Genomic DNA, 25,725 nt, shown 5'->3' on the forward strand with positions numbered 1-25,725 from the left:
CCGAGAGTAAATGGGGAGAACTCCCCATGTCACCCCACTACTGGGGGACGACGGTGATGGGGGCGACGACGAGTCGATCGCTCACGGCGCGTGAGACGCACGGCATCACGAAGTGCGCACGCTCGCTCTCGGTGAGCACGACGTCGCGATGATCGGCCTCGCCCTCGACGAGACTCAGCCGACAGGTTCCGCACGTTCCACTGCCGCACGAGCTGTCGACGTCGATGCCCGCGCCCTCGAGAGCCGCCAGCATCGTCTGGTCGCTCGTCACGGGGATGCGGGCTCCCGTGGGCTGCCAGTCCACCTCGAACGGCAGGCTGATCTCGCCGAACGCGGAGACTCCGGCGAAGTCCTCCATATGCACCCGGCTCGGGCGCCAGTGCATCGTGAGCGCGCGGAGTTCGTTCTGCAACGGCTCGGGTCCGCACACGTAGAGGTGGCGCTCCCCGGGCGCCTCGAGCAGCGGCCACCAGTCGAAGGCGCCGTGGATCGTGCGGTGGTGCAGGGTCATCGAGTCGGCTCCCGCGCCGGTCAGCTCGGCGATCTCCTCGATCTCCTCCAGATACGGCGTCTCGTCGCGCGAGCGACTCAGGTAGACGAGCCTGACGTCCGCGACCCCGCGACGGAGCAGCTCGACCAGCATGGCCCGGATCGGAGTTATGCCGATGCCTGCCGCCACCAGCAGGTACGACGGGGCCTCGACCAGTTCGAAGGCGTTGCGCGCGGCGGAGATCACGAGCTCGTCGCCGTCGTGCACCTCGTCGACCATGCTGCGCGAGCCGCCGCGACCGTTCTCGTCGCGACGCACCGCGATCACCCGGCGGCTGCGGTCGCTCACATCCGAGGTGAGCGAGTAGCTGCGGGCCTCGCCCGAGGGCGTGTGCACCGTGATGTGCGAGCCCGGCCCGGCCGGTTCGAATAGCGCGCCGTCTGCGCGACGCAACTCGAACTCGCACACGTCGGCCGTGAGCATCCGGCGGGCTGAGACGACGACCGTCTCGTCGTCGCTCACGCCGCCTCCTCGTCGCTCACCGAGACCGTGTCGCCGACGACGAGCTCGCCACCCGAGAGCACCTCGGCGAACACGCCCATGATCTCGTGGCCGTAGTTCTCGTGCAGCAGCCGAACGACGGGCACGTCGCGGCGGGCGGTCGTGGGGTCGACCTCGGTGGCGGCGCAGCGCTCGGTCTCCTCGACGACTCGAACGGACGCGCCGCCGGAGCCACCGGAGCCGCCGAGCCGCAGCTCACGGCCGATCCACTGCCGCTCGGCCCACGGCTCAAGACCCTCGAGATAGACGTTGGCTCGAAAGCGCAGGGGGTCGAGCTCGCGCCCGATCCTCTGCTCGAGGTCGCGGATGGATGCGCGGTTGATGAGCGAGATCGTGTTCATCATGCGCGGGCCGTCGTTCGCGTTGTCGGTGAAGTTGTAGCCGGGCTGTTCGGCCAGCACGGGCCGCACGTCGTCGGGCAGGTCGGCCACGCGGGCGTACAGCTCGACGAACTCGGCCCGCCCTTCGGTCGTGTCGAAGTCGGCCTCGAGCACCGGATGCCCCTGCACCGTCACGCGCATCGTGCGGTTCTCGGGGTCGTAACTCGCGGCGAGGCCCGCCAGCCGCTCGGTGTTGAGCAGCACGAAGTACTCGCGCTTCGACAGGGGAACGAAGTTCTGTGCGTCGTAGGCGCCCGACGGCTTCGCCAGGGCGAACAGGCGGTCGGCCGGGAACGCCCGGCCCGCCTCGAGGGCGACCCGCTCGAGGCGCTCGGGAGTGAGCCCCTTGACCGGGTAGCGGTAGAGCGAGTCGATGGTGCCGTGCATGCCTCGAGAGTACTGCTCGCCTATTTGTTGGACTGCAGCTCGACGAGCAGCTCGGGGCCGCGCCGGTCGAGGATCGATCCGCCCCAGCGCACTCCGATCACGAGCATGACGGTGCCCAGAACCAGAGACACGATCAGGGCGAGCCAGCCGTAGATCGCCTCGCCCGTGACGAAGCCGACGACGGCCAGAACCGACTCGGGAAGCACGAGAACGATGAGGCCGCCCCACGTGGCGAAGGTCGAGAGGGTCAGCATGAAGCCTCCGCCGGGCCGCGCCTTGAAGGGGCTCTCGCCCGGCGCCGGAACGGGGAACACGAACCGACCCGAGATCACCGATGACAGCGCGAAGCCCGAGAGCAGAAGGCCGAACACCATGCCCAGCAGGCCGGGCAGCACCTGCCACGAGTTCGTGAACCACACCGACGCGACCGTCAGCAGCACCGAGACGGGAACGGCGAAGGCGCCGAGGGCGACCACGCGACCGAGGCGGTCGTCGCGGCCGGAGACTCCCGTCGACAGGTGCAGCGCGAAGGCCGTGTTGTCGTACGAGACATCGGTGAAGATCGACAGCGCCAGCAGCAGGGCGACGATCGGCCCGAGCGCGTTGAGCACGCCCTGGCTGCCCATGTTGCCCGAGTACACGAACAGCAGCACGGGCACCAGCGGGATGACGATGAGCGACTGCGCATAGCGCGGATCGCGCAGCCAGTACGTGAGCGCCCGCGCGGCGACGGCGCCCCACGGCGTGGCCGGGAACAGACCGAAGAGACCGAGCTTGCGGGTTCCGTTCTTCGTGGGCGACGACGCACGGGCCGGGTTCTCGAGGGCATGCCGCAGGCTCGACCTCCATACGAGGGTCAGGATGGCGAGGGTCGCGAGACCGATGGCGAATCCGGCCGCGGCCCGGCCGGCATTCCCCTCGACGATGTAGCCGGGAACCGACCAGATCGCGCCGAGCGGCGTCCACGCGACGATGTCCGCGATGCCGGGGAGGGCATCCAGAGACCCGCGCAGCAGCGCGGTGAGGCCGATCATGATCGGGCCGAGAAGGACCAAGGGGATGAAGATCAGGATTCCCTTGGCCTCGCGGAAGCGGCGGCCCGAGCCGAGGCCCGTACTCAGGGCGGTGACGGCCCGCGAGCCGACGACGCACGTGAACACACCGACCACGGCGCACACGACTGCCGCCAGGGCGGCGAGCGGATGCGCCCACCACGTCACGGCCGTCGAGAGCGCGGCGATCGAGGTGACGATTCCGGGAACGCCGAGGACACCGCTGACGGCGAGGGCGAGCACGAGCTTGTTCAGGGGGATGGGGAAGATGGCGAGGCGCGAGGGTTCGACCGTCTGGTCGGTTCCGGGGCCGATGAGGGGCAGCACGATCCAGCCGAGGATCGTGACGGCACCGGCCAGCACCGTGATGGTGCGCGCCAGCTCGGTGGGAGCGAGACTCAGGGCGCTGAGCCCGATGACCGCGCCGAAGAGCACACCGATTCCGTAGAGCGCGCCGATCACCACGGCGACGATCTGCCAGGGCTTTCCCTTCAGGCTGTTCGCGAGAATGAGAAAGCGCAGTTTTACGAGAGTCGCAACCATTCCGGTCCCTCTCCTGTGCGGCGTCCTCCGACGAGGTCGACGAAACGGTCTTCGAGCGTGGAGCCCTGGCGCACCTCTTCTGTGGTGCCCGCGGCGAGCACGCGGCCCTGGGCGATCACGGCGACGTGGTCGCACATGCGCTGCACCAGGTCCATGGCGTGGCTCGACACGATCACGGTTCCTCCCGACTTCACGAAGCCGTCGAGGATGTCGCGGATGTTCGCGGCAGACACGGGGTCGACCGACTCAAACGGCTCGTCGAGCACGAGCAGGCTCGGGGCGTGCACGAGGGCGCAGGCCAGGGCGATCTTCTTGGTCATGCCGGCCGAGTAGTCGACCACGAGGGTGCCGCCGGCCGACTCGAGGTCGAGCAGGTTGAGCAGGTCGTTGGTGCGCTCGGCCACGGTCGCGCGGTCCATGCCGCTGAGCAGGCCGGCGTAGGTCACGAGCTGCGTTCCGGTGAGGCGGTCGAAGAGCCGCACGCCGTCGGAGAGCACGCCGACCAGGCGCTTCGCCTTCAGCAGGTCGTGCCACACGCTCACCCCGTGGATGGCGATGTCTCCCGCATCGGGTCTCATGAGGCCCGTCGCCATCGAGAGCGTGGTGGTCTTCCCCGCTCCGTTGGGGCCGACGAGGCCGTAGAACGAGCCCGACGGCACGGTCAGTGACAGGTTGTCGACGGCGACCTTTGCGCCGAACCGCTTCGTGAGTCCCCGGATCTCGAGGGCCGGGCCATGGGCATCCCGAACCGGGGGGAGGACCTGGGCGGGATCGGCCTGCGAGGGAGCGGCCTGTGCTGGAGCGGCCTGTGCTGGAGCGGCCTGTGCTGGGTCGGTGTGTGCTGGGTCTGTCAGAGACATGGCGCCTGCTTTCCGTCTTGCGATGGACAATCGAGCCGCAGTGCTGCGAGCCCGGCTCGTGGATTCAACCCTAGGGGGAGGCCTCCGACACCCGCATCCCCCTCGCGGGGGACATGCGCGCGCCGTCAGCTGCCTCCGGGTCCCGCTCCCTGAGCCAGTCGAAGGGCCCGCCCGGTCTACCTGCACCACTTCTGCGCTGGTCGAGCAGGTCGCCCGCCCAGCCCTCGCGCCGGTCAAGCAGTCCGCTCGCAGCCGTATCGAGACCCGTTCCCTGAGCTTGTCGAAGGGCACCCATCCAGTCCGCGTCCACTCCTCCACAACCCACCCCTCACCACACTTATCCACAGCCCTTTCCCCTGATCAAGCATCAAATGCTCGCATCGACCCAGTGTCGGTGGTCACTGTTTGACTTGCCCCATGACATTCGATACCCCACCCTTCGAGCCTGATCCGTATATGGTCGCGCTCGATGAGGTCGCCGCCCTCGACACGCAGATAGCCCGACTGTCCGCGGTCAGGGCCAGACGCGTCACCGCGGCCAGAAACCACCTGCACCGGCAGGCGCCGGTCGACACGTCCACCGCAGGACCGGTCTGGTCCACCGCCCGGGTCGAACGCGTCGAGCTCCTTACCGAGCTCGCCCTGCTGACCAGACGAACCGAGTACCGCACCGCCGTTCTCGTCGACACCAGCACCGCCCTCGTCGATCGGCTCCCCGCGACCCTGGCCGCGGTCGCTGCTGGTGTGGTGTCGTGGGAGCACGCTGAGGTCATCGCGAAGCACGCCGACGGACTCGACGGTGACGCCCTGACCACGTACGACGCTCGCTTGGCGGTGCTCGCTGTCGAGGTGAACCCGAAGCAGCTCGAGAAGAAAGCCCGCCACGAGGTCGAACTCGCCCAACCCACCACCGCGGTGAAACGAGCGGAGAAAGCCGCCGGCACCCGGCGCATCTATGTCGACCCGGCAGCGGACGGCATGGCCTGCCTCACCCTCTTCGCGCCCGCGCCGGAGATCCACGCCATCGCAGACCGCGCCGTCAGATTGGCGGCCGGACTGAAAACAGGTGGTGACCCGCGGAGCATGGGGCACCTGAAAGTCGACGTTCTGACCGACCTGCTTCTCAACGGGGAACCGTCGATCCCCGGAGCCACCCGGGGCGTTCGGGGTCGGGTGCATGTGATGGTTCCCGCGATGACACTGTTGGGCGTGGGTGAGGAGGCGGCGATTCTCCGCGGGTACGGTCCCATCGACCCGGCCACCGCCGCCCAGCTCACCGCAGACGCGACATCGTGGCGGCGCATCCTCACAGACCCCATCACGGGACGGATCCTCGCCACCGACCCGCGCGACTACCGGCCGACCGCAGCGATGATCGACCACGCCAGGCTCGTCCACCCGGAGTGTGTGTTTCCCGGGTGCACGGTTCCGTCGGAGCAGGCGGACATGGACCACACCGAAGACCACGCCTACGGTGGCGACACCATCCCCGGGAACCTGGCCCCGTTGAGCGCGGGGCATCATCGGGTGAAGCACCACACGAGGTGGCAGTTCATCCAGAACGGAGACGACACCCTCACGGCGACCTCTCCCGCCGGACACGTCTACACGGTCCGGCCCGAAGGCCGGATGCGGCCCGCACCACAAGCCCTCATCAAGGCCACAGCGGCAGCAGCAGCCGCGGTCGCGGCGAGGACGATCACGGAAGAGGAGGCCCTCGCCGGCTGCCCCTTCTAACCCGTCACGTTGGGTCTCGATACGGCCGCAAGCGGCCCACTCGACCAGCGCATAAGTGCGCCGATCGAGTAGCGGCGCGAGGAACGAGCACCGCGTATCGAGATCAGTCCGGAACCCGAACCCTCTCCGTGAACGCCAGCACGAGCACGTTCCGCGTTTCCGCGCGCCCGAAACACCCCAGAGCACCGAGTGAAGGGCGTACGGCGTCAGCGGTGCAGGGCGCCGACGACCGCGAGCGCGCATCCGAGCATCGAGACCGTGCAGACGCAGGCTGCGAGCAGCGCCAGTGCCGGCCACGGGTGTGCGCCGCCAGCGCCGGCGGACATCCGGGACCGAACGACGGGGAGAAGCGATGCCATCACGATTCCAGCCGCGACCAGGGCGGCCACGAACGCGACGACGGGTACGCCTCCGCGAATCGCGGTGATCGAACAGACCAGGGCCACCCCGGCGGCGGTCAGTGCGCTGCGCCGCCAGGCGAGAGCGGTTCTCTCCGGCTGCAGGCCCGGGTCTCTCACCGGTTCATCCATTCATCCATTCGTCCGTTCACCTGCTCAGCCCCTCGAACACCGCATACCCGGCGAAGACGAGGGCGAGCACGAGAATGCCCACGCCGACACCGGTGAGAATGCGCGGAGCGGGCAGGGGCAGCGACAGGCGCATCGCGCGTTCCACCCGGCGCCAGCCGACGAGGGCGGAGATCGCGAGCAGGCCACCGCTCAGGCAGACGAGTGCGGCCATGATGTCGACGAAGACGGGAAGATCCGCGACGACGGCCAGTGTCGTCAATGCCACGCCGCCGGCGACGAGAGCCAGGCCCGTGCGCATCCACGCGAGCGCCGTGCGTTCGTTCGCCAGGGAGAATCGCGCATCCGGCTCGTCGCCGACACCGTAGACGGACTTCGGACGACGGTCATCGTCGGTCACGAAGCATTCCTCCCGGTCAGTGCGCGCGAGCGCTGCTGCAGCACTGTGACGGCGATCATCGCCGCGACCACGAGGGTGATGAGCAGCACGGTCACACCGAACGACAGCACGGAAGCGAGCAGGGGGATGATCAGCACGGCCGCAGCGCCGACGAGAATCGTTGCGGGCCGGATCACGGTGTCGGCGCCGAGCAGCGGTCGGTACAGCACGAGCATCGCCACCAGGAACGCGGCCACGGGCACGGCGACCGAATAGGCGACCGTCGTGCCGTCGATCTCGGCGTGATGACTCAGCGACTGCACGGCCACCTCGAGTCCCGCCCCGAGCGCCGCGAGCGCCGCGAAGACGAAGTAGTGCCCGAAGCCCCACACGAAGCTGCGCTGTCGGCGCCGCTCGAGTCCGTCGCCCGCGGGTTCGAGGTAGTAGATCCACCAGATTCCGAAGAGCAGCGCGAGGCCCGACGCGGCCAGCAGAACGAACTCGCCCGACGCATCGCCTGCCGTGATGATCGCCTGCACGCCGACCGTCGCGGCCAGCACCGACTCGCCGAGCAGGATGATCGTGAAGAGTCCATAGCGCTCGGCGATGTGATGGGGGTGCCACCGGATGTACCCACGACGCTCGGCCCACAGGGGAACGGCCAGTTCGCACGCGGCGAGGAATGCGAACGTTCCGATCCGACCGGCAAGGGGCAGCTCGGCGGCGATGAACAGTCGCGCGATCCACGTGGCCTGCACGAAGCCGATTCCCGCGGCGTAGCGCAGGGCCGTCGCCCGGCCCTCGGGGTCCTGCGCGGCGGCGCGCAGCCACTGCGCGATCAACGCGACGCGCATGATGAAGTACCCCACCGTGATGAGCAGGAAGTCGCCGTCGGCGAACGCGGCGGGCACGCCCGCGGCGAGCACGAGGACCCCGCCCATCTGCAGCATGGTGAGCAGCCTGTAGGGCACATCGTCTGTGTCGTAGGCCGACGCGAACCAGGTGAAGGTGAGCCAGGCCCACCAGATGGCGAAGAAGACCATGAAGAAGTTCGGCAGTGCTTCGACGACGTGGTCGCCCTCGATGCCGTGGGACAACTGCGTGACCACTGCCTGCACGGCGGCGACGAACGTGAGGTCGAACAGCAGCTCGAGCGGTGTGGATGCTCGGTGCTTCTCGCCGATGTCACGGGGCCGCATGCGGATCACGGGCAGGGTCATGAACCACAGCCTAGAGGCGCGTCAGGGAAGCAGGATGACCTTTCCGTTGAGCGTGCGCGACTCGGCCAGGCGAAGCGCGGCGACGACCTCGGCGAGAGGAAAACGGGCCGCGATGTTGGCGCTGATGGTGCCGTCTTCGAGAAGGGAGAGAACGCGACCGAGATCCGACTCCAGGCGTCGCCGGAACGTCGCGGGGCGCATGCGATGGCCGGACCAGAGGTCGTAGAAGGTGGCGCTGCGACCGTTCGGGAGTGCGCTCCAGAGCAGGGCCTGGCCGATCGCCTTGACGAACGGCAGCATCAGGGGCCCGTCACCGCTCACGGCCGTGATGATCGAGTAGGTCACCAGCTTTCCGCCCCGGGCGAGAAGGGAGAAGGCGGTCTTCGTCATCTCGCCTCCCACGTTGTCGAACACGGCATCGACGCCGGCGGGCGCGAGTTCGCGCACACGGGCGGCCAGCTCCGGGTCGGCGTAGTCCACGGGCGCCACACCCTCGGCACGGAGTGCCTCGTGATGCCGGGGCGACGCCGCGCCGATGATGTGCACGCCGTGCAGCCGCGCGAGCTGGATCAGGATTCCCCCGACACCGCCGTTCGCGCCGAAGATCAGGATCGTCTGGCCGGGCTTCACCCGGGCCGAACGGTGCAGCATCTGCCAGGCTGTGACGCCGTTGACGACCACCGTCTCGGCATCCTCCGACGTCACCCCGTCGGGCACCGGGATGCTGTCACGCGCCTCGACGACGACGTGCGCGGCCCAGGCACCCGTTTTGGTCATGGTGGCCACCCGTCGACCGAGCAGTGCCGTGTCGCCGCCCGGCCCGACCTCGATGACCCGGCCGACCAGGTCGTATCCGGGTGTGAACGGAAAGGCCGGCTGGCCGAAGTACCGACCCCGGCGCATCGACTGCTCGGCGAACGAGACGCCCGTGGCCTCGACGGCGACCAGCAGCTGGCCTCGTCGAGGTGCGTCGAGAGGGCCCGTGACGATGTCGAGGCCCTCGGGCTCGACGAGTCCGGGAAGAACGACTCGTGTGGTGGTGCTCGGGCGGGCTTCGGCGATCGTGTCCATGGCGGTCATCCTTAGTTATGTGAATGGTATTTGTTTTGTGAATACCCTTCACACTATGTAGCGCCTGTTACGGTGTCAATACATTTCACAGAATGGATGCGCCATGAGCGAGCAGGCACCCAGACCCACACGGCGGCAGGAGCGACGCTCCCAGACCGTTCAGGAGATCAAGACCCTTGCCTTGCAGCAGGTCAGCGCCGGGGGCCCGGATGCCGTGACTCTCAGCGGAATCGTGCGGGAGATGGCGATGTCGCCGGCGGCTCTCTACCGCTACTTCGCCAGTCGCGACGCTCTCCTGGCCGACCTCGTGGTCGACGCCTACGACGACTTCGCCGACTCCGTACTCGACGGCGCCTCGGATCGCAGTGACGCCGGCCGGCATCTGGTCGATGTGCTCAACGCGGCCCGCGACTGGGCTCTCGCCAATCCGAACGCCTACCGCCTGATCTTCCAGACCGGCATCGGGTCCGGCCAGGAGCTCGCCCCCGAGCGAACGATCCCCGCCGCATCCCGCAGCATGACGACCATCGTCGAGGCGATCGCAGCCGTGGCAGAAGCCGAAGCAGAAGCCGAGGCGGGGTCACCCTCGGCGATCGAGACGGAGACCGTGGCGCACACCGAACCCGCTCTCGACACCGCCCTCCAAGCGTGGGCCGAGCGGTCACAGCTGGCCCAGTACCCGCGCTCCGTTCTGCTGCTGGGCCTCACCGCCTGGACCAGGCTGCACGGCATCATGAGCCTCGAACTCGGCGGCCACCTGCCCGCCACCGGGATCGATGCGGGGTTGCTCTACGCGGCCGAGGTCGCCTCGATCCGCGAGCAGGCCGAGCGGGCGGGCCGGCGGGCCGGCTAGCAGGCACGCGCGCGCTGCCTGTGCGCTATGCCGCGAGCACCCAGCGCCCGTGACCGTTCGTGCCCTTCGACGGCGGTTCGAAGGCGAAGCCGTACGCGCCCCGTCGCGTGGTGACGCCCGCCGCTTCGGCGGCCTGGCCCACCCTCTCGACGAGGTTCGTCCACTTCGGCAGCTCCTGCGGCGAATCCCAGTACTCGCGCATCGACGTGACGAGCAGTTCCGACCCGCCGTCGACATCCCGCAGCTCGAGTACCACGTCATCGCGCTCCACGTACTTGAGTCCCCAGACGCCGGGCCGCAGGCTCACCAGCTTGTTCTTCGGGATCGACTCGATGAGAGCGGTCGCCGTCGCAGCATCGGCCGAGAGCACGACCGACCGACCGAACTCGGCGACGGCCTCGCCGGTGACCGTGATCTTGCGCTCCGTGTTGATGGCCCGCAGCTTGCGACGCGTCCAGTACTTGAAGGCGTTCATCGCAATGATGAGAACCACGATTCCGATGCCGATGAGTGCGAGCAGGCCGGTGTCCATGAGGTCCAATCGGTCGGGCGACGAAAGTCGCAGCGGCTCCCCAGTCTACGAACGCACCGCCACGGCACCCCGGATGCGACGATTCGAGGAGCGTTACCGACCCGTGCCGCATTACGGTGGGCGTGTGACGACCGAGCCCAGCGCATCCAACCCCGTGCTCACCGAGGAGCAGCTGTCGAGGCTGCGCTCCTACGGTCGAGCCGTCGCGGTCGAGGTGGGCGACACCCTGTTCCGCGTGGGAGACCGCAGCTACGACCTCGTGCTGATCGACAGCGGCGCGATCGACATCGTTCGCGAGGCCACTCGGGATTCCCCCGAGCTCATCGTCGCGCAGCACGGGCCGGGGCGGTTCGTGGGCGAGCTCAACCTGCTCACCGGCCAGACCGTCTTCCTCACGGCCCGCGTCACGTCGGCCGGGGTGATGCATCGCATCTCGCCCGACAGCTTCCGCCGCATCATGAACGAGGACCCGGAGCTGTCGAGCATCCTGCTGCGCTCCTTCCAGGCTCGGCGAACCCTCCTGCAGGGAACCGCGTCGCGCAGTATCGAGATCATCGGCAGCCCGCTCTCGTCGGCATCGCTCGCCCTGCGCACCTACGCGGCACGTCTGGAGCTCGCCCACCACTGGTTCGACGCCGACGGAGCCGCGGGAATCGCCCTGATGCAATCGGCGGGCGTCGAGGCATCCGAGCTGCCCGTCGTGCTGCTCGGCACCGAGGTGCTCACCCGGGTGACGCCCGGGCACCTCGCCGAGCGGATCGGGCTCTCCTACTCCCGCCCATCCGGCGAGCAGGTCGACCTCACGGTCATCGGTGCCGGCCCGGCGGGCCTCGCCGCCGCCGTCTACGGCGCATCCGAAGGCCTCGACACGGTTCTTCTGGATGCCACGGGGCCGGGCGGGCAGGCCGCCGCCAGTTCCCGAATCGAGAACTACCTCGGCTTTCCGAACGGCCTGAGCGGGTCAGAACTCACCGGGCTCGCGTCGGTGCAGGCGCTCAAGTTCGGCGCCCGCATCTACAGCCCGTGCACGGTCACCACGCTCGATTCCCGGTGCGAACGCCTGCGCGTGGTTCTCGAGGACGGAACAGAAATCCACTCCCGGGCCGTCGTGATCGCCACGGGCGCGCAGTACAGGGCTCTCCCTCTCGCCCGATGGTCCGACTTCGAGGGGGCCGGCATCTACTACGCGGCAACCGAGATCGAGGCTCGGGCCGTGGCAGGACAACCGGTGACCGTCATCGGGGGAGCGAACTCGGCCGGCCAGGCCACACTGTTCCTCGCCGAGCGGGGGAGCCCGGTGTGCCTCGTGATCCGCGGAGCCGACATCCGCTCCGAGATGTCGAGCTATCTCGTCGACCGGCTGCTCGCCGACCCGCGCGTCACCGTGCACACGCACACCGAGGTGAGCGCCCTCGATGGTGGAGACTCGCTCGAGTCCATCACGCTCACGAACCGCGCGACGGGCGTCAGTTCGGCCCTGCCGAACACGGGGTTGTTCTGCTTCATCGGCGCCACCCCCGCGACCGAGTGGCTCACCGGGGTCGAATCCGACGAGAACGGCTTCCTCCTCACCGACACGCAGCTCGACGCCGCGGCGCTCGGAGACACCTTCGCCTCACTCGGCCGCGTCCCGCTCCCGTTCGAGACCAGCGTTCCCGGGCTCTTCGCGGCGGGGGATGTCCGGCACGGCTCGATGAAGCGGGTCGCCGCCGCCGTGGGGGAGGGAGCGAGCGCCGTCGCATCCGTTCACCGCGCGAGCGGCGTTCACCCCTGAACCGCTGAGCGTCGCGGCGATCAGCGCCCGTGCGTCGCCATGATCTGGTCGACGTCGATGCGTTTCAGCAGCGCATCCCAGTCGATGTCACGCGCGGCCGCGGCCACCTCGGGATCGGCGAACGCCTTGCCGTTGCGGTGCACGACCACACCCTTTGGAACGATGCGGTTGAGTTCGGCGAGCACCGCGTCGTCGACGGCCTCGCTGTTGAAATCTGCCCCGACCTCTGCGAAATAGTCGGCCGAAACGGTGTACGAGACTGTTGCCACTTCTACTGCGGTCATGTTCGACTCCCTGCCTGTTGATTACGCTGTCACGCATGACTCTTCCACGCCTCGACACACTTGTCAGCTATCCGGCGGGTGCTCTCAGGTCCACCGGAACCGTGCTGCACACCGAGGCCGTGGGCAAGGGGCGGCGCGTGGTGCTGCTCGACAACTCGGCCTGCCACCCCGTCGACTCCGCCTGGCCCGATCAGCCCGCCGACCGGGCCTCGCTCACCGTGAACGGCACCCTTCTCGAGGTGATCGAGTGCGTCGTCGGGGCCACCGACGGCACCGCGCTGTTCCTCGGCGCGGATGTTCCGGTGCGCAAGGGAACCGAGGGCTGGGCCTTCGTGACGGCGCACGTCGTCGACGACGCCCTCGCCACCGACGCCGGCCTCGTCGAGGGGTCCGAGGCATCCATCGCCGTCGACGCCGACTACCGACACGCCCTCTCGGTGGGTCACACTGCCTGCCACCTGGCCTCGCTCGCGCTCAACGCCGAGTTGGCCGGGTCGTGGAGCAAGCCCGTGTCGACCGATGCCCTCGATCGGCCGAACTTCGACGCGCTGGCCATCGAGACCTCGCGCATCGAGGAGCGCGGCTCCGTGGACGTGTATCGGGTGGGAAAGTCGCTGCGCAAGAAGGGCTTCGCGCCCGCCCGCCTGGTCGACGATCTGGGCGAGGTCGAGACGGGCGTGGATGCGCGCCTGTCGGCGTGGGTCGCCTCGGGCGCGGCGGCCGCCATCGAGCGAGACGGCGAGCGTCTCACCGACCGCCGCTACTGGACGACGTCGCTCGACGGCCACGCCGTGAGCATTCCGTGCGGAGGCACGCACGTGGCGACCCTTGCGGAGCTCAGCGCCCCGCAGGTGACCCTGCATGCGCAGCAATCCGAGTCCGCGCTCGAGCTGCGCATGACGACGCGCGCGTAAGCCAGCCGCCGAGCTACGCCTGCGGCATGTCCGCGAAGCGGGAGAAGTGGCCGAGGAAGCTGGCCGTGATGGTGGCGGTGGGGCCGTTGCGGTGCTTGGCCACGATGAAGTCGGCCTCGCCCGCACGCGGGTTGTCTTTCTCGTAGGCGCCCTCGCGGTGCAGCAGGATGACCATGTCGGCGTCCTGCTCGAGCGATCCGGACTCACGGAGGTCGCTGATCGCGGGCTTCTTGTCTGCGCGCTGCTCGGGACCACGGTTGAGCTGCGACAACGCGATCACGGGAACCTGGAGCTCTTTGGCCATGAGCTTGAGGGCACGCGAGAACTCCGACACCTCCTGCTGGCGGCTCTCGACCTTCTTGCCGCTGGTCATGAGCTGCAGGTAGTCGATGACCACGAGCTTCAGGCCGACCTTCTGCTTGAGACGGCGGCACTTGGCGCGGATCTCGACCAGCGTCATGTTGGGGCTGTCGTCGATGTAGAAGGGCGCGTCGTTGATGGTCGACCGGGTCGACGCGATCTTGGTCCAGTCCTGACCGTTGACCTGGCCCTTGCGCATGATCTGCAGGGGCACGGATGCCTCGGCCGAGAGCAGGCGCATGGCGATCTCGGCACGGCCCATTTCGAGCGAGAAGAAGATGGCCGGCATGTCGTGCTTGATGGATGCGGCCCGGCAGAAGTCGAGCGCGAGCGTCGACTTTCCGAGGGCGGGGCGGGCCGCGACGATGATGAGCTGGCCCGGGTGGAACCCGTTCGTGAGGTTGTCGAGGTCGGTGAACCCCGACGGCACACCCGTCATCTGGCCGTCTTTGCCCGCCGCCGCCTCGATCTCGTCGGTGGCCGCGGTGAGGGCGATCGTGAGCGGCACGTAGTCTTCGGTCTCGACGTTGCCGTTCACGGCGTAGATCTCTGCCTGGGCGTTGTTCACCAGGTCCATGACTTCGCCCTCGCTGGCGTAGCCCATCTGCACGATGCGGGTGCCGGCCTCGACGAGGCGGCGAAGCACGGCCTTCTCGGAGACGATGTTGGCGTAGTAGCCGGCGTTGGCCGCGGTGGGCACGAGACCCGTGAGCGTGTGCAGGTATTCCGCGCCGCCGGCGCGACTCAGCTCGCCGATCTTCGTGAGTTCGTCGGTGACGGCGATCACGTCGGTGGGCTCACCGTGCGAGTAGAGGGTGAGCACGGCGTCGAAGATGATCTCGTGCTTGGGAATGTAGAAGTCGGCACCACGCACGACCTCGACGACATCGGCCACAGCGTCTTTGCTGAGGAGCATTCCGCCGAGAGCGCTCTGCTCGGCCAGGAGGTCATGGGGAGGGGTGCGATCGCCGCGCGAGTCGGCCCGCCACTCGCTCGAGGAGCCGCCCGCCGCGTTGCCGCCTCGTTGGCCGTCGTTCGGGCCGGACAGTCCGAGATGGGCTATCGACACGGGTCCTCCTTCGTCTGCGTTCGCACGCAGAATCGTTCTTGCACAGTTCTACTCGCAGCGTCGGACATCCCCAACAGGGCCTGTGGATAACCATGTGGACAGTGTGGGAGAAACGCCGGAAGGTCTGGGGTAAAACTGTGGAAAGTCTTGTGGAAACTCAAACCCGAATGCGAGCCTAAAAGCAGCTTGACCAGCTTTTATGGAGATTCCACAACCGTGGATAAATACATCCCTCCAGCAGAGCTTGAGGGTTTGGATTTGACATTTGACCTGTGCATAAAATCGAGCGATTCTTACCCCCGAAGTGGGTCTGGTCCTGCCGACCGCACGGGCTTTTCAACGACGAATGGCGGTGGAAGAATCCACCGCCATTCGTTGTGCACTCGTCGAGTGCGGGTGACGCTACTTGGCAGCGACCACGTTCAACGTGATCGTCGCGACCAGGTCGTCGCGCAGCTTGACCGTGGCCTCATGGGTTCCGGTGAGCTTGATCGCCTGGCTGATCTCGATCTTCTTCTTGTCGAGCGAGCCGAGACCCTGAGCCGAGACCGCGTCTGCGATGTCGGAGGTCTTGACCGAGCCGAACAGGCGTCCGCCTTCGCCGGCCTTGACGGTCAGCTTGACGACGGCGGCCTCGAGAACCTGCTTGAGGTGCTGGGCCTCTTCGATCGTGGCGTGCTCGCGCGAAACGCGGGCGGCCTTGATCTGCTCGACCTGCTTCTCGCCACCGCGGCTCCATGAGACCGCGAAGCCCTGGGGGATCAGGTAGTTGCGAGCGAAGCCGTTCTTGACCTCGACCACGTCACCCGCTGAACCGAGGCCGGAGACCTCGTGCGTGAGAATGAGTTTTGACATGTCGGTTCCTTACCTGCCCGAGCCGGCGTAGGGCAGGAGAGCCATTTCGCGGGCGTTCTTGACGGCACGGGCGATGAGGCGCTGCTCCTGGACGGAGACTCCCGTGATGCGGCGAGCGCGGATCTTTCCACGCTCGGAGATGAACTTGCGGAGGGTTGCGACATCTTTGTAGTCGATGACGCCGACGCGAATGGACTTCGCGGGAGCTGCGTTCTTGGCGCCCTTGGCACCGCGCAGCGGCTTGCGGCGGTCGCCGCTTGACTTTCCAGCCATTTTTATCTGCTTTCAGATGAGTTCTAGTAAAGAACGAAGTTGTTAGAAGGGGGTGTCGTCGCTGAAGTTGCCCGGCGTGTTCCACACGTCGGCTCCAGCTCCGGCAGCCGGCTGCGCGGGCGCCGAAGCGGCCCACGGCTCGTCGTTTCCACCGCTCGGTCCACCGACCTGGCCGCCGCCCTGACGTGCGCCCCCGGCTGCCCGGGTGACACTCGCTGTGGCGTAGCGCAGGCTGGGGCCGATCTCGTCGACCTCGAGCTCGATGGAGGTGCGCTTCTCGCCCTCTTTCGTCTCGTAGGAACGCTGGCGCAGGCGGCCCGTCGCGATGACGCGGCTTCCCTTGGTCAGCGATCCGGCGACGTGCTCGGCGAATTCACGCCAGACGCTCGCGCGCAGGAAGAGAGCCTCGCCGTCTTTCCAGTCGTTCGCAGCACGATCGAACGTGCGCGGCGTGGAAGCGATGGTGAAGTTGGCAACCGCCAGCCCGTTCTGCGTGTAGCGCAGTTCGGGATCGCTGGTGAGGTTGCCCACCACGGTGATTACGGTTTCGCCAGCCATGATCGACTACTTGGCGGACTCGTCGGCGGCGGCCGGCTCGGCGGCAGCCTTCGGAGCCTTGGCGGCAGCAGCGACCTTCGACGCGGCGCTCGGCGCGGCACTCTGTGAGGCCTTGACGGCAGCAGCAGGAGCGGCAGCGGGGGTCTCGGCGGGCGCGGCAGCGGCCTTCGGGTTGGCAGCCTTTCGGGCGGCCTTCTCGGCGGCGAGCTTGTCGGCGGTGGCGACCATGGCGATGGCCTCCTCGGCACGCAGCACCTTGGTGCGCATGACGGCCTCCGACAGCTTCAGCTGGCGGTCGAGCTCCTTGGTCGAGTCTGCGCTGGCGGTCAGGTTGACCACCGCGTAGATGCCTTCGGTCTTCTTGTTGATCTCGTAGGCCAGGCGACGGCGTCCCCAGATGTCGACGTTGTCGACGGTGCCGCCATCCTTGCGGATGACGTTGAGGAATTTGTCGAGACTGGGGGCCACGGTGCGCTCATCGATTTCAGGATCGAGGATCACCATGAGTTCGTACTGATGCGTCACAAACCCACCTCCTTCGGACTAGTTCGGTCACAGACGGTCTGTGACAGGAGGGTGTATCTGCATCGGCCCGCCGCCGCGTAGGAGATTCCCACTGGCAACGGACAACCTTGGAAGCTTAGCAGAAGGCCCTGATCAGTGGTGAGACGCCTTCCAGTACCCGCAGAACATGATGTTGTCCTTGGGTACCCCGGTGGCTATCCAGTGCCTGCGTGCGCCGGCGACCAGGGCCGACTCGCCCACGGTCCACGCGAAGCAACGTTCGCCCAGGGCGGGCAGGGCCTGGGTCGCTTTCAGAACGGCGACCCCCGGGGTGTCGCGCGCATCCGGCCGCACGACGAACCGCACGTCGACGCCGACCGGGCCGTCGAGGTTCTGGATGTCGTCGGTCGCGGCGACCTCGACCAGCGCGATACCGACGGTGTCGGCCGGCAGCGAGGCCAGGATGCCCGCGACGGCGGGCAGGCCCGTCTCGTCGGCGACGAGCAGCACGCTGTCGGTGCCGGCGGGCTGCACGAATCCGATGCCCTCGTCGAGGATCGCCACGGCGTCGCCCGGTGCGCAGCGGCCAGCCCAGCTGGCCGCGGGGCCCGCGGTGCCCGATGCCTCGTCGCCATGCAGCACGAAATCGACGTCGAGCTCGGGGCCGGATTGGCCGGCCTCTCTATAGGCGCGCACCGTGTAGTTGCGCAGCACGGGCCGACGCGTCTTCGAGATGGTCAGGTACTTGGCGTACGAGAGGGTGTTCAGCTTCTGGGGCAGCCGCGAGAGCGAGTCGTCGTCGGCCACCGGGATGAAGAGGCGGAACCACTGGTCGAACCCCATCGGCACGAACTTCGCGATATCGCCCTGGCCGAGCGTGATGCGGGCCATGGAGGGCGTGATCTGCTCACGGCGGATCACGTGGAGGGTCAGCAGCTCGGAGATCTCGGGCTTGATCCTGCGCGCCTGCGCCGTCGTCCGTGCCATGCGTTCTCATCTCCTCGGCTTGTGAGTAAGGCAACCCTAACAAACCTGCCCGGACCGGCGACGCCGAAGGGCCCGTCACGCTTCAGATGCTGCGTGACGGGCCCTTCGGGATACGACCCGCGCTACTCGGCGTGCTCCCGGCTGCGGCGGTGACGCACGACCAGCAGCACCAGTCCCGCGACCGCCAGCATCAGCGACAGCAGCGCGATGAACACCGCGCCCGACCCCGTGTGCGCCAGATCGACGATCGGGTTGCCGGTGCCGCCCGTGCCGACGGTCGGGAAGGTGTTCTTCACGGTGACCGACCGCACGTTGTCGTCGCCCGCGGCGGCGGTCGTCAGCACGATCGCCTTCGCGTTGTCCGCAGCGGCCGATCCTTCGACCGTGTAACTGGTCGAGGCGGCGCCATGGGCATCGGACTCCGTGATGTCGCAGCTCGTTCCGACCGGGAGGCCGCCGATGACCTGGGTCGCGCCGGCGGCGAGGTCGAACCGGCTGGCCGGGTTCACGAGCGTGGGCACGAGTCCCGCGACATCGGAGAGGTCGAGAGTGCGTCCCTCGAAGGTGCAGAGCACCAGGAAGGCGTACTGCGCTCCCGCCGGTGCCGGGCCCTCGACGGTCTTGGTGACCTCCAGCGCCGTGGACTCGTAGCTGTTCTCGACCGTGGCCGTCGTGCTGCCGGCGCCGAGCACGAACTCGGCCGAGGTTCCCTCGGTGCCCGTTCCGTCTGCGTCGCCCGCCGCGATGGTGACGACCGTCGAGGTGGCCCCGCCGGCATCCGTCTCGGTGACGATGCAGTCGCTGCCCACCAGCACGCCCTCGAGTGTGGCGTGCTCGCCGTTCGCGAGTTCGAACGTCTCGTTCACGACGGTGTCGCCGTAGGTGCAGGTGACCTCGATGGTGAACGTGAGGTCGGCGATCTGCTCGTCGGTGAGGACGGTGTCGTTCGACACGATCTTCTCGACGGTCAGGTCGGCCTCGTAGTAGTTCGTGGCCTGCACGGCGATGTCGGTTCCGGCCTCGGTGATCTCGTAGGGACCCTCGACGTCGTAGACGACTCGGCTCTGGCCGCCGTCCTGCTCCACGACGGTGCACTCGGCGCCGACAGGGATGCCGGTGACGGTGCCCGACAGACCGTTCTGCACGACGATGTCCTCCGAGATCGTCTGGTCGAACCAGGTGCAGGTCACCGCGAAGGTGAAGTCGACCGCGTCGGTGTCACCCTCGACGACCTTGTTCACCGTCAGGGCACCGGTGTCGTAGTTGTTCTCGACGACCACCTGAATGGTCTGTCCGAGCCCTGTTCCGTCGAAGACGAGCGTTCCGTCCGCCGACTCCACGCCGTTCACGAAGATCTTCGTGGCATGCGCGTGCTTGTTGCCCGGGGCGGGCTCGGAGACGGTGCAGGCGGTGCCGTTCGCGATGCCGGAGATCGACTGCGAGCCGCCGTCGGCGAGCGTGAGGGTCTGGGTCGACTCCCCGTTCACCGGGTCGGTGCAGACGAGCGTGATCGAGAAGTCGCCCAGCGCGATGTCGCCGTTGAGCGTTCCCTTCACGTCCTTCGCGATCGTCAGGGCGTTGGTGCCGAAGTTGTTCGTGATCGTCACCTGGTCGCCGCCGTCGGGAATGGTGACGGTGATGCCGTCGCCGACCTGGGTACCGCCGTTCTGGTCACTGATCGTGACCGTCTGCGCTCCGCCGGTGTTCGTCTCGGTCACCACGCACTCCGCACCGATGGGCAGGCCGTCGATGACGATCTGGCCACCCGCTGCCGGCAGCGAGTAGTCGGACCCGTCGGCGAGCGCGAGCTCCTCGCCGGCGAAGGTGCAGATCACGGTGTACTCGAACACGGTGTCGGAGGGAACCTCACCGGCGACGCTCTTGGTGATCGTGAGGCTCTGCGCCGGAATCGGGTTGGTGAGCGTGGTGGCGGTCGTGCCGAACGCCGTGGCGAGCACCAGCTGGTAGCCCGCGGTCGCCGTGTCGGCATCCGGGGTCGACCAGGAGAAGTTCGCCGGGGCGTTCTGCTCGGTCAGGGTGCAGACGCTGCCGGTCGGCAGGCCGACCGCGGTGCCCGTCTCTGCATCGGAGAGCACGAACGATCCGGTGATCACGGCACCCGAGGATCCTGCCGGGGGAGCACAGGAGTAGTCGACCGTGAACTCGCCGAACAATGCGGTCGGCGCGATGGTGTCGTTGGCGACGGACTTGGTCACGGTGAACGCCGCGCTGTCGAACAGCGCCGCGGCCTTCGTGCTCTCGTTGCGGTAGACCTCGCCCGAGTCGATCTCGCTCACGCTGAAACCGAAGCTGTTCCACTCGATGAGACGGCCGTCGGGAGTGGGCTGACCGTTCGCGTTGGTGGAGTCCGTGGCACCCGTGAGGTTCTCGGGAGCCGTCTCATCCCACGTGATCGTGATGCGGTCGCCCGCGGCGAACACCGGGTTCGAGCCCACGCCGTAGTCTGCGGCGATGCGCAGCGCCTGGGCGTCGGCCGGAATGACCGTGCCGGCGGCGAGAGCCACCCAATCGGTGCACTTCGCGGCGCCCGTGGCGACCTCGCCCATGCAGGCGGCCAGGTCGGCTCCCGCGGGCAGGTACTCGTAGCCGACAGTGACGCCCGCAGGCACGCCGGATGCGACGGGAGCGGTCACCGGAGTTCCGCGCCATTCCGTTCCGCGCGACACGTTCAGGTATGCGCCGGTGTCGCCGACGGCCGGCAGGCGGTCGATCACGACGAGGTCGCCCATGGTCGAGTTGCCGGCGTTCTGAAGGTCGAGCTTCCAGGTGTAGGTGCTGCCCGCCGGGGTGACGGCCGCACAGGGGTTGGAGACGAAGCCGGTGATCGATTCACACGACGCGTCCGGTCCGGCGGCGCCGGTGTTCGATGCGCCGTCGATCGACTTGGTGGCTCGGATGGCGCCGCCCGCGTTCACATTCAGCACGGCGGTCGAGACGCAGTAGTCCACACCCTGCTGCGCCGTTCCGGGTGCACACGTGATCTCGCCGTGGGTGGGAACCGCCGCCGTGTTGGTGACGGTGGTCGCCGTGGGCAGCGCTGCGGCCACATCGAGGCTCACCGCGATGACCACCGATTCGCCGGGGGCGAGGTACTGACCCGCGGGCCAGGCCCACACGACCTTCTGGCCGACGACGGTCGCCGTGGGCGAACCGGCCAGCGTCGAGTCGATCGGCGCCGTGGCGGGCAGGGTGATCACGGGGTTCGCGGTCGCGACGTTGTAGCTCAGCGTGCTGGGCAGCAGATCGTCGACCTCGAACGCGTTGCCGTGCGAGCCGATGTTCTGGGTCCCCGTGTTGGTCACCGTGATCGAGTACCGCTGCGTCGTTCCCGCGCTGTCGGTCGCCGTCGGCTGACCGGTCAGGGCGAAGACCTTCGAGACGGAGACCTCGGGCGTGCCGGCGGTCGGCGTGATCGTGGCGCACGACGGGTTGAGGTGCGACAGTTCCGCGCCGGTGCCGTACGCCGACTCGGCGCAGTTCGTCAGGGCGACGTCCGGCTCCGCCTGATCGTTGAGCGCGACGCTGAAGGCCAGCTCGCCGAACTCGCCGTTGGCGATCGGTGTGCCCGCGGTACTCAGGTAGGTCACGCGCAGTCCCTCGACGGCGACTCCGTCGAGCGTCGCGTTGAGCGTCGCCAGATCGATGGATGCGGCGGGGAAGCTCGCGGCGGCAACCCACGCGGCACCATCGAAGTAGTCGACGGTCACGGACTCGGCGCTGGCGGGGGGAGTGATCGCGGTCACGTCGACGAAGTCGGAGTCGGCCCAGAAGTCACCGTCGACGTTCGACGGCAGACTCGTGCCCGCGGGGTAGTCGGAGGGCGTCAGGATGTCGTCGTCTTCGGAGACGATGGTCGTGAGGCCGAGCTCACCGGAGTTGGTGGTGCGCACGGTCGCGTTCACCACCGGGTGGGTGTCGACGACGGTGGACGAGCCGGCCGCGAAGTCGAGCGACTTGCTGGTGTCGACCTTGGTGCCGGGCTTGCGCACCGTGATCGTGGCCTCGGCGTCGCTCGGCAGCGAGTCCGCGAAGGGGCTGACGGCCGTCACGGTCGCCGTGTTCACGACCTGGGTCTCGGTGGTCACCGTGCTGCGCAGGCGAACCTGCAGCGCGATCGTCGCCGTGTCCGCGGTGGGAATCGTGCCCGTCACGTGGGCGGTGATTCCGTTGATCGCGGAGAGGTTGGTGATCGCCGCGGCATCCACGCCGGCCAGCGCAGGCGTTCCGTCGGAGTAGGTGACGTCGTAGGTCACGGTCGATCCGGCGGGAGTGATCGGTGCCGAGACCGAGAGCAGCTCGAATGTCGCCCAGAAGTCGGCATCGGTGTCGACGATGTCGAGTCCCTTGACCGGGTTTCCCGAGATGTTGTCGGCCTTGAGGTTGATCGTGCGCTCCTGCAGACTGCCGATCGGCGTGCCCGTGTCGGGCAGCGAGACCGATGCGTCGGGCGCCACCGTCTTGGTCAGCTCCGCATTGGCGATGCTGTTGGTGATGCGGAAGACCTGCTGGTAATAGAGGTCGGTCTCGGCCCGCTCGCTGGTGTCGCCGTCTTCGTTCGGTGCCACATAGGTCGCGACCGTCTCGGCGTTGTTCAGGATCCAGCCACCGTCGTTGATGTTGTCGAGGTCGTTGTTGAACCCGGACTCGTTGAAGGGGGCCTGGTCGAGCTGGCAGGCGGTGTCGCTGTCGGGGTTGCCGTCGGCGCCCTCGCTCAGCGTGGTGTCGTTCTCGGTGTAGCAGACGTTGTTGCGCACGAGGCTTCCCGCCGCGTGGCCGGCGACGGCCTCACGGAAGGTGTCGCGCAGGGCGTAGTCCACCTCGACGATCGGCGTGACGTCGAACGTCGCGGCCTCGATGCCCACGTCGATGCCGGGGTCGGCCGGGTTCTCCTCGAGCACGAAGCGGAAGCCCGCGTAACTCGGGTCGCCCGCTGCGGTGAGCACGGCTCCGCCTGTGACGACAGGGCTGGACGCGATGACCGCACCCGCCGAATTCAGCCACTCGATGTGCGCCTGCTCGTACTGCGGCACCGTGTAGGGGCCGACCTGAGTGATGTCGGTGACCGCCGCGAAGGTCTGCGAGTAGATGTCGCCCGGCAGCGGGTCCTGGATCGTCAGCGTCTTCGTGTCTTCTGACGGACGCGTCGTCACAGTGAGCACGGCGTGCATGGCCGCACCAGAGCCCTCGGTGCCCGAGTCGGTGGAGTCGGCGCCGTGCAGCACCTTCGTCATGTTCACGGTGCCCGCCTTGTATCGGTCCTCCGTCGTGATCTTCGGGCACTCGTCGCCGTCGAGGGTGTCGGTCGACGCGGGATCCGCGGATCCGGCGAGGTAGGCGGACGCCACGGAGCAGTTTCCGGCGCTCGGGTACTTCACGATCGGGTTCTGCTCGGTCGGCGGCGCCTGATCGAGCACGGGGGCGCCGGTCTCGCGGTTGGTTGCGCGCATCTTCACGACGAACTCGGGCTGGAACGTACGGCCCGGCTGGATGCCGGCGGGGTTGGTGTACGTGAACCGCACTCCCTGGGCGTTCGGGTTCGTGATGGCGACGGGAACGGACGCGCACGCATCGGTGGTGACCGTGACCCACGCACCGGTCGACCCGTCGTAGATCTCGACCAGCAGGCTGTCGCCGGTGGCGCAGCCCGCGGTCTTGATGCTCTTGATGTCGAACTCGTCGAAGAAGTCGTCGACTCCCGTCGTCGGCAGGGTCACCGGGTCCTGGATGACCACCTTCTCCGCCGGAACGTTCGTTCCGGAGCCCGTGGGCCCGTAGACGGTCCGCAGCTGCACGACGTTCGACTGCGTGGGCGAACCGAGAACGACGGTCGGGCGAGTGAATGCCTTCGTGGTCTGGATCTCGGCGTAGGGCGTGGCGACGGTGAAGTCGACGGTCGGCGAGACCGTCTCGCCCGACGAGTTGCCCGATGCGCTGTCGACATCGACCTCTGCGTTGTTCTGGTAGATGTCGTTGGCCACTCCGGCGGCGAGCGTCGAGCCCGCGGTGATCGTGCCGGTGAAAGCGGAGTCGATCGGGGTGCCGGAGGTCGACTCGAACTCGACCGAGAAGCCGGTGAGTGTGGCGAGATCGACGCCGGCCGGCAGGGTGAACGTCGTCGCCGGGTTGACGATCGTGGCGGTCGACCCGTCGGAGAGGGTCAGCGTGGCCTCTTCGGCGCCGGCGGGCCAGGCCACCGTGAAGGCTCCGTTCAGCACGAGCGTGTTCGGGAACGGAGTGACACCGCCCGTGGTCGCGGGGTCGGAGATGACGACCGTCTTGGCGCCTCCCTGTCCCGCACCGGTGGTGGAGATCGTGGTGTCGATCGTTCCGGAGTATCCCTGGATGACGTTGTCCGGACTGAAGGTCTTCGTCACGCTCGGGGCGGAGACGATCTCGCCTTCGACGGTGACGACGGCCGACGCGCTGAGCGAGCGGTCGAGGGCGCTGTCGGTGTAGTGCACGGCGACATCGGCGTCGTTCGAGTAGGCGGTCGAACCGCCAGACACGACCTGTGCGCCGTTCGACACGAGGCTGTCGCGCAGGGTGGCCGTGTAGTTCAGGGTTCCCGTGCTGCCGGCTGCCGCTCCGTCGAAGGTGACTCGAATTCCCTGGATGTGCGCGGCCGGGGTGTAGGGAGTCGTGACGGTCGTCCAGGTGGAGCCGTCGGTCGAGACCTCGACGACGGCGGAGGTCGCGCCGGCCGGAAGGGTGGGCGCGTCGATGGAGGTGACGTCGAACGCGTCGAAGAATGCGGGATCGAGGTCGGTGATGCCGATGCTCGACGCGGCTGTCGTGCCCGCGTTCGTGCCGGAGACGGAGAACGAGACCGACTGACCAGTGAACTCGCCGACGGTGTCGGGTGTCGCGGTCTTCTGCGCATCCGCACCACCGACGGGCTTCACCCGACCGGTGGCCGCGACGGTCTGCGAGACGGCCGTCCTGGCCACGCCGGCGACCGCGCCGCTGATGTCGGCGGTGTTGTTCACCGTGAGGGTGTCGTTCGCGGCGAGCGCCGGGTTCGTGATGAAGCGCACGGGGATGGCGACAGAGCCGTTGCCCGCGGGGATGGTGCCGAGGTTGATCGTGACGTCGGAACCGACGACGGTCCAGTTGCTCGGAATGTCGCCCACGATCTCGATGCCGGCGGGCAGGGCGTCGTGGATGAGCACGTTCGTACACCCGGCCGGGTCGAAGGTGCTGCACGAGTAGGCGAGCTGGTACGTGAAACCCTCGCTGTTGACGCCGGCGACGTTCGAGATGCCGATGTCGGTCGTATCGGGTGCGATGACCGACTTCGTGAGAGTGAAGCCCTCGTCTGCTGCGTTCGCGGCCGTGGCGCCGAGCGCGATACCGGACACGCCCAGGAGGACGACCGCGAGTGACGCGACGACCTTCCTCAACCGCTGAAGGGTCGGCGGCCTCTGCGCGTGTCGTGCTCGTGATGTTGCCATGGTGCTCCCCGATCGTCATCGACCGAATCCGGCGATCTGTATCGCTCGCATCGGTGTGCCTGGAATGTGCTCTGTCATCTAAG

Annotated in this window: 20 protein-coding genes and 1 pseudogene; 4 read left to right on the forward strand and 17 right to left on the reverse strand. The window is 67.9% G+C overall.

Translation table 11 applies throughout. The annotated features are described in order from the left end of the window. Positions 1 to 37: 37 nt before the first annotated feature. The 4 genes from QCD70_RS09560 to QCD70_RS09575 are packed head-to-tail and all read right to left on the reverse strand — an operon-like array spanning position 38 to position 4,273. Positions 38 to 1,012: a PDR/VanB family oxidoreductase gene (locus QCD70_RS09560; protein ID WP_301215500.1), complete on the reverse strand. Its 975-nt coding sequence runs from the start codon at positions 1,010 to 1,012 to the stop codon at positions 38 to 40. After that, the gene (locus QCD70_RS09565; RefSeq protein WP_301215503.1) at positions 1,009 to 1,818 is read right to left on the reverse strand and encodes an MOSC domain-containing protein; all 810 of its coding nucleotides are present in this window, start codon (positions 1,816 to 1,818) and stop codon (positions 1,009 to 1,011) included. Before QCD70_RS09565 ends, QCD70_RS09560 begins: the two co-directional genes overlap by 4 nt. Positions 1,819 to 1,838: 20 nt before the next feature. Then, the gene (locus tag QCD70_RS09570; RefSeq protein WP_301215505.1) at positions 1,839 to 3,413 is read right to left on the reverse strand and encodes a transporter; all 1,575 of its coding nucleotides are present in this window, start codon (positions 3,411 to 3,413) and stop codon (positions 1,839 to 1,841) included. Then, positions 3,395 to 4,273 (reverse strand): ABC transporter ATP-binding protein, encoded by an 879-nt coding sequence (locus tag QCD70_RS09575; RefSeq protein ID WP_301215507.1) that lies wholly within the window; start codon positions 4,271 to 4,273, stop codon positions 3,395 to 3,397. Before QCD70_RS09575 ends, QCD70_RS09570 begins: the two co-directional genes overlap by 19 nt. 417 nt (positions 4,274 to 4,690) lie before the next feature. On the opposite strand from QCD70_RS09575, the gene QCD70_RS09580 reads away from it, so the two are divergent. Continuing rightward, the gene (locus QCD70_RS09580; RefSeq protein WP_301215508.1) at positions 4,691 to 6,010 is read left to right on the forward strand and encodes an HNH endonuclease signature motif containing protein; all 1,320 of its coding nucleotides are present in this window, start codon (positions 4,691 to 4,693) and stop codon (positions 6,008 to 6,010) included. A 206-nt stretch (positions 6,011 to 6,216) separates the two neighbouring features. Here the strand turns inward: QCD70_RS09580 and QCD70_RS09585 are convergent, their stop codons facing one another. Genes QCD70_RS09585 through QCD70_RS09600 form a run of 4 tightly spaced genes read right to left on the reverse strand, consistent with a single transcriptional unit; the run spans position 6,217 to position 9,207 of the window. Then, a complete protein-coding gene (locus tag QCD70_RS09585; RefSeq protein WP_301215509.1) occupies positions 6,217 to 6,540 on the reverse strand; it encodes a DUF202 domain-containing protein in 324 nt (107 codons plus the stop codon). A 16-nt stretch (positions 6,541 to 6,556) separates the two neighbouring features. Then, a complete protein-coding gene (locus tag QCD70_RS09590; protein WP_301215511.1) occupies positions 6,557 to 6,937 on the reverse strand; it encodes a YidH family protein in 381 nt (126 codons plus the stop codon). Next, positions 6,934 to 8,136, reverse strand: a complete 1,203-nt coding sequence (locus tag QCD70_RS09595) for a low temperature requirement protein A (protein ID WP_301215513.1) — start codon at positions 8,134 to 8,136, stop codon at positions 6,934 to 6,936. The genes QCD70_RS09590 and QCD70_RS09595 overlap by 4 nt, the downstream gene beginning before the upstream one ends. Positions 8,137 to 8,157: 21 nt before the next feature. Beyond that, positions 8,158 to 9,207 (reverse strand): medium chain dehydrogenase/reductase family protein, encoded by a 1,050-nt coding sequence (locus QCD70_RS09600; RefSeq protein ID WP_301215515.1) that lies wholly within the window; start codon positions 9,205 to 9,207, stop codon positions 8,158 to 8,160. A gap of 103 nt (positions 9,208 to 9,310) precedes the next feature. Between QCD70_RS09600 and QCD70_RS09605 the strand changes: the two genes are divergently transcribed. Further along, positions 9,311 to 10,060, forward strand: a complete 750-nt coding sequence (locus tag QCD70_RS09605; protein WP_301215517.1) for a TetR/AcrR family transcriptional regulator — start codon at positions 9,311 to 9,313, stop codon at positions 10,058 to 10,060. Positions 10,061 to 10,085: 25 nt separating this feature from the next. Here QCD70_RS09605 and QCD70_RS09610 read toward each other — a convergent pair whose 3' ends face one another. Beyond that, complete coding sequence (locus tag QCD70_RS09610) at positions 10,086 to 10,592, reverse strand: hypothetical protein (RefSeq protein WP_301215518.1); 507 nt, start codon at positions 10,590 to 10,592, stop codon at positions 10,086 to 10,088. Between the two features lie 124 nt (positions 10,593 to 10,716). Here QCD70_RS09610 and QCD70_RS09615 point away from each other — a divergent pair, with 124 nt between their 5' ends. Continuing rightward, the gene (locus QCD70_RS09615; protein WP_301215520.1) at positions 10,717 to 12,366 is read left to right on the forward strand and encodes an FAD-dependent oxidoreductase; all 1,650 of its coding nucleotides are present in this window, start codon (positions 10,717 to 10,719) and stop codon (positions 12,364 to 12,366) included. A 20-nt stretch (positions 12,367 to 12,386) separates the two neighbouring features. On the opposite strand, the gene QCD70_RS09620 is transcribed toward QCD70_RS09615, so the two are convergent. After that, a complete protein-coding gene (locus tag QCD70_RS09620) occupies positions 12,387 to 12,650 on the reverse strand; it encodes a hypothetical protein (RefSeq protein WP_301215521.1) in 264 nt (87 codons plus the stop codon). Between the two features lie 35 nt (positions 12,651 to 12,685). Here QCD70_RS09620 and QCD70_RS09625 point away from each other — a divergent pair, with 35 nt between their 5' ends. After that, positions 12,686 to 13,564: a metal-dependent hydrolase gene (locus QCD70_RS09625; protein ID WP_301215523.1), complete on the forward strand. Its 879-nt coding sequence runs from the start codon at positions 12,686 to 12,688 to the stop codon at positions 13,562 to 13,564. A gap of 13 nt (positions 13,565 to 13,577) precedes the next feature. Here the strand turns inward: QCD70_RS09625 and dnaB are convergent, their stop codons facing one another. The 7 genes and pseudogenes from dnaB to QCD70_RS09660 all read right to left on the reverse strand — a co-directional run bounded on the left by dnaB (position 13,578) and on the right by QCD70_RS09660 (position 25,642). Next, complete coding sequence (gene dnaB / locus QCD70_RS09630; RefSeq protein WP_055932636.1) at positions 13,578 to 14,993, reverse strand: replicative DNA helicase; 1,416 nt, start codon at positions 14,991 to 14,993, stop codon at positions 13,578 to 13,580. A gap of 402 nt (positions 14,994 to 15,395) precedes the next feature. Continuing rightward, entirely contained in the window at positions 15,396 to 15,848 is a 453-nt protein-coding gene (rplI, locus tag QCD70_RS09635) for a 50S ribosomal protein L9 (protein WP_301215528.1), read from the reverse strand. Positions 15,849 to 15,857: 9 nt separating this feature from the next. Beyond that, positions 15,858 to 16,121 carry a 30S ribosomal protein S18 gene (gene rpsR / locus QCD70_RS09640; RefSeq protein ID WP_022895757.1) on the reverse strand — a complete coding sequence of 88 codons (264 nt, stop codon included), beginning with the start codon at positions 16,119 to 16,121 and terminating at the stop codon, positions 15,858 to 15,860. Between the two features lie 42 nt (positions 16,122 to 16,163). After that, a complete protein-coding gene (locus QCD70_RS09645; protein ID WP_055932630.1) occupies positions 16,164 to 16,679 on the reverse strand; it encodes a single-stranded DNA-binding protein in 516 nt (171 codons plus the stop codon). A 156-nt stretch (positions 16,680 to 16,835) separates the two neighbouring features. After that, positions 16,836 to 17,183 (reverse strand): annotated as a pseudogene (gene rpsF / locus QCD70_RS09650) (30S ribosomal protein S6); the annotation flags it as partial. Between the two features lie 153 nt (positions 17,184 to 17,336). Then, complete coding sequence (locus QCD70_RS09655) at positions 17,337 to 18,170, reverse strand: siderophore-interacting protein (RefSeq protein ID WP_301215533.1); 834 nt, start codon at positions 18,168 to 18,170, stop codon at positions 17,337 to 17,339. Positions 18,171 to 18,292: 122 nt separating this feature from the next. Beyond that, complete coding sequence (locus tag QCD70_RS09660; protein WP_301215534.1) at positions 18,293 to 25,642, reverse strand: DUF5979 domain-containing protein; 7,350 nt, start codon at positions 25,640 to 25,642, stop codon at positions 18,293 to 18,295. Positions 25,643 to 25,725: the final 83 nt, after the last annotated feature.

The sequence above is a fragment of the Agreia sp. PsM10 genome, from assembly GCF_030433855.1.
Classification (GTDB): domain Bacteria; phylum Actinomycetota; class Actinomycetes; order Actinomycetales; family Microbacteriaceae; genus Agreia.

Bases quoted from the DNA above. Each gene is read 5' to 3' on its own strand.
- QCD70_RS09565 (WP_301215503.1), bottom strand. From the start codon at position 1,818: ATGCACGGCACCATCGACTCGCTCTACCGCTACCCGGTCAAGGGGCTC.
- QCD70_RS09570 (WP_301215505.1), bottom strand. From the start codon at position 3,413: ATGGTTGCGACTCTCGTAAAACTGCGCTTTCTCATTCTCGCGAACAGC.
- QCD70_RS09575 (WP_301215507.1), bottom strand. From the start codon at position 4,273: ATGTCTCTGACAGACCCAGCACACACCGACCCAGCACAGGCCGCTCCA.
- QCD70_RS09580 (WP_301215508.1), top strand. From the start codon at position 4,691: ATGACATTCGATACCCCACCCTTCGAGCCTGATCCGTATATGGTCGCG.
- QCD70_RS09585 (WP_301215509.1), bottom strand. From the start codon at position 6,540: ATGGATGAACCGGTGAGAGACCCGGGCCTGCAGCCGGAGAGAACCGCT.
- QCD70_RS09595 (WP_301215513.1), bottom strand. From the start codon at position 8,136: ATGACCCTGCCCGTGATCCGCATGCGGCCCCGTGACATCGGCGAGAAG.
- QCD70_RS09600 (WP_301215515.1), bottom strand. From the start codon at position 9,207: ATGGACACGATCGCCGAAGCCCGCCCGAGCACCACCACACGAGTCGTT.
- QCD70_RS09605 (WP_301215517.1), top strand. From the start codon at position 9,311: ATGAGCGAGCAGGCACCCAGACCCACACGGCGGCAGGAGCGACGCTCC.
- QCD70_RS09610 (WP_301215518.1), bottom strand. From the start codon at position 10,592: ATGGACACCGGCCTGCTCGCACTCATCGGCATCGGAATCGTGGTTCTC.
- QCD70_RS09620 (WP_301215521.1), bottom strand. From the start codon at position 12,650: ATGACCGCAGTAGAAGTGGCAACAGTCTCGTACACCGTTTCGGCCGAC.
- QCD70_RS09625 (WP_301215523.1), top strand. From the start codon at position 12,686: ATGACTCTTCCACGCCTCGACACACTTGTCAGCTATCCGGCGGGTGCT.
- rplI (WP_301215528.1), bottom strand. From the start codon at position 15,848: ATGTCAAAACTCATTCTCACGCACGAGGTCTCCGGCCTCGGTTCAGCG.
- rpsR (WP_022895757.1), bottom strand. From the start codon at position 16,121: ATGGCTGGAAAGTCAAGCGGCGACCGCCGCAAGCCGCTGCGCGGTGCC.
- QCD70_RS09645 (WP_055932630.1), bottom strand. From the start codon at position 16,679: ATGGCTGGCGAAACCGTAATCACCGTGGTGGGCAACCTCACCAGCGAT.
- QCD70_RS09655 (WP_301215533.1), bottom strand. From the start codon at position 18,170: ATGGCACGGACGACGGCGCAGGCGCGCAGGATCAAGCCCGAGATCTCC.
- QCD70_RS09660 (WP_301215534.1), bottom strand. From the start codon at position 25,642: ATGGCAACATCACGAGCACGACACGCGCAGAGGCCGCCGACCCTTCAG.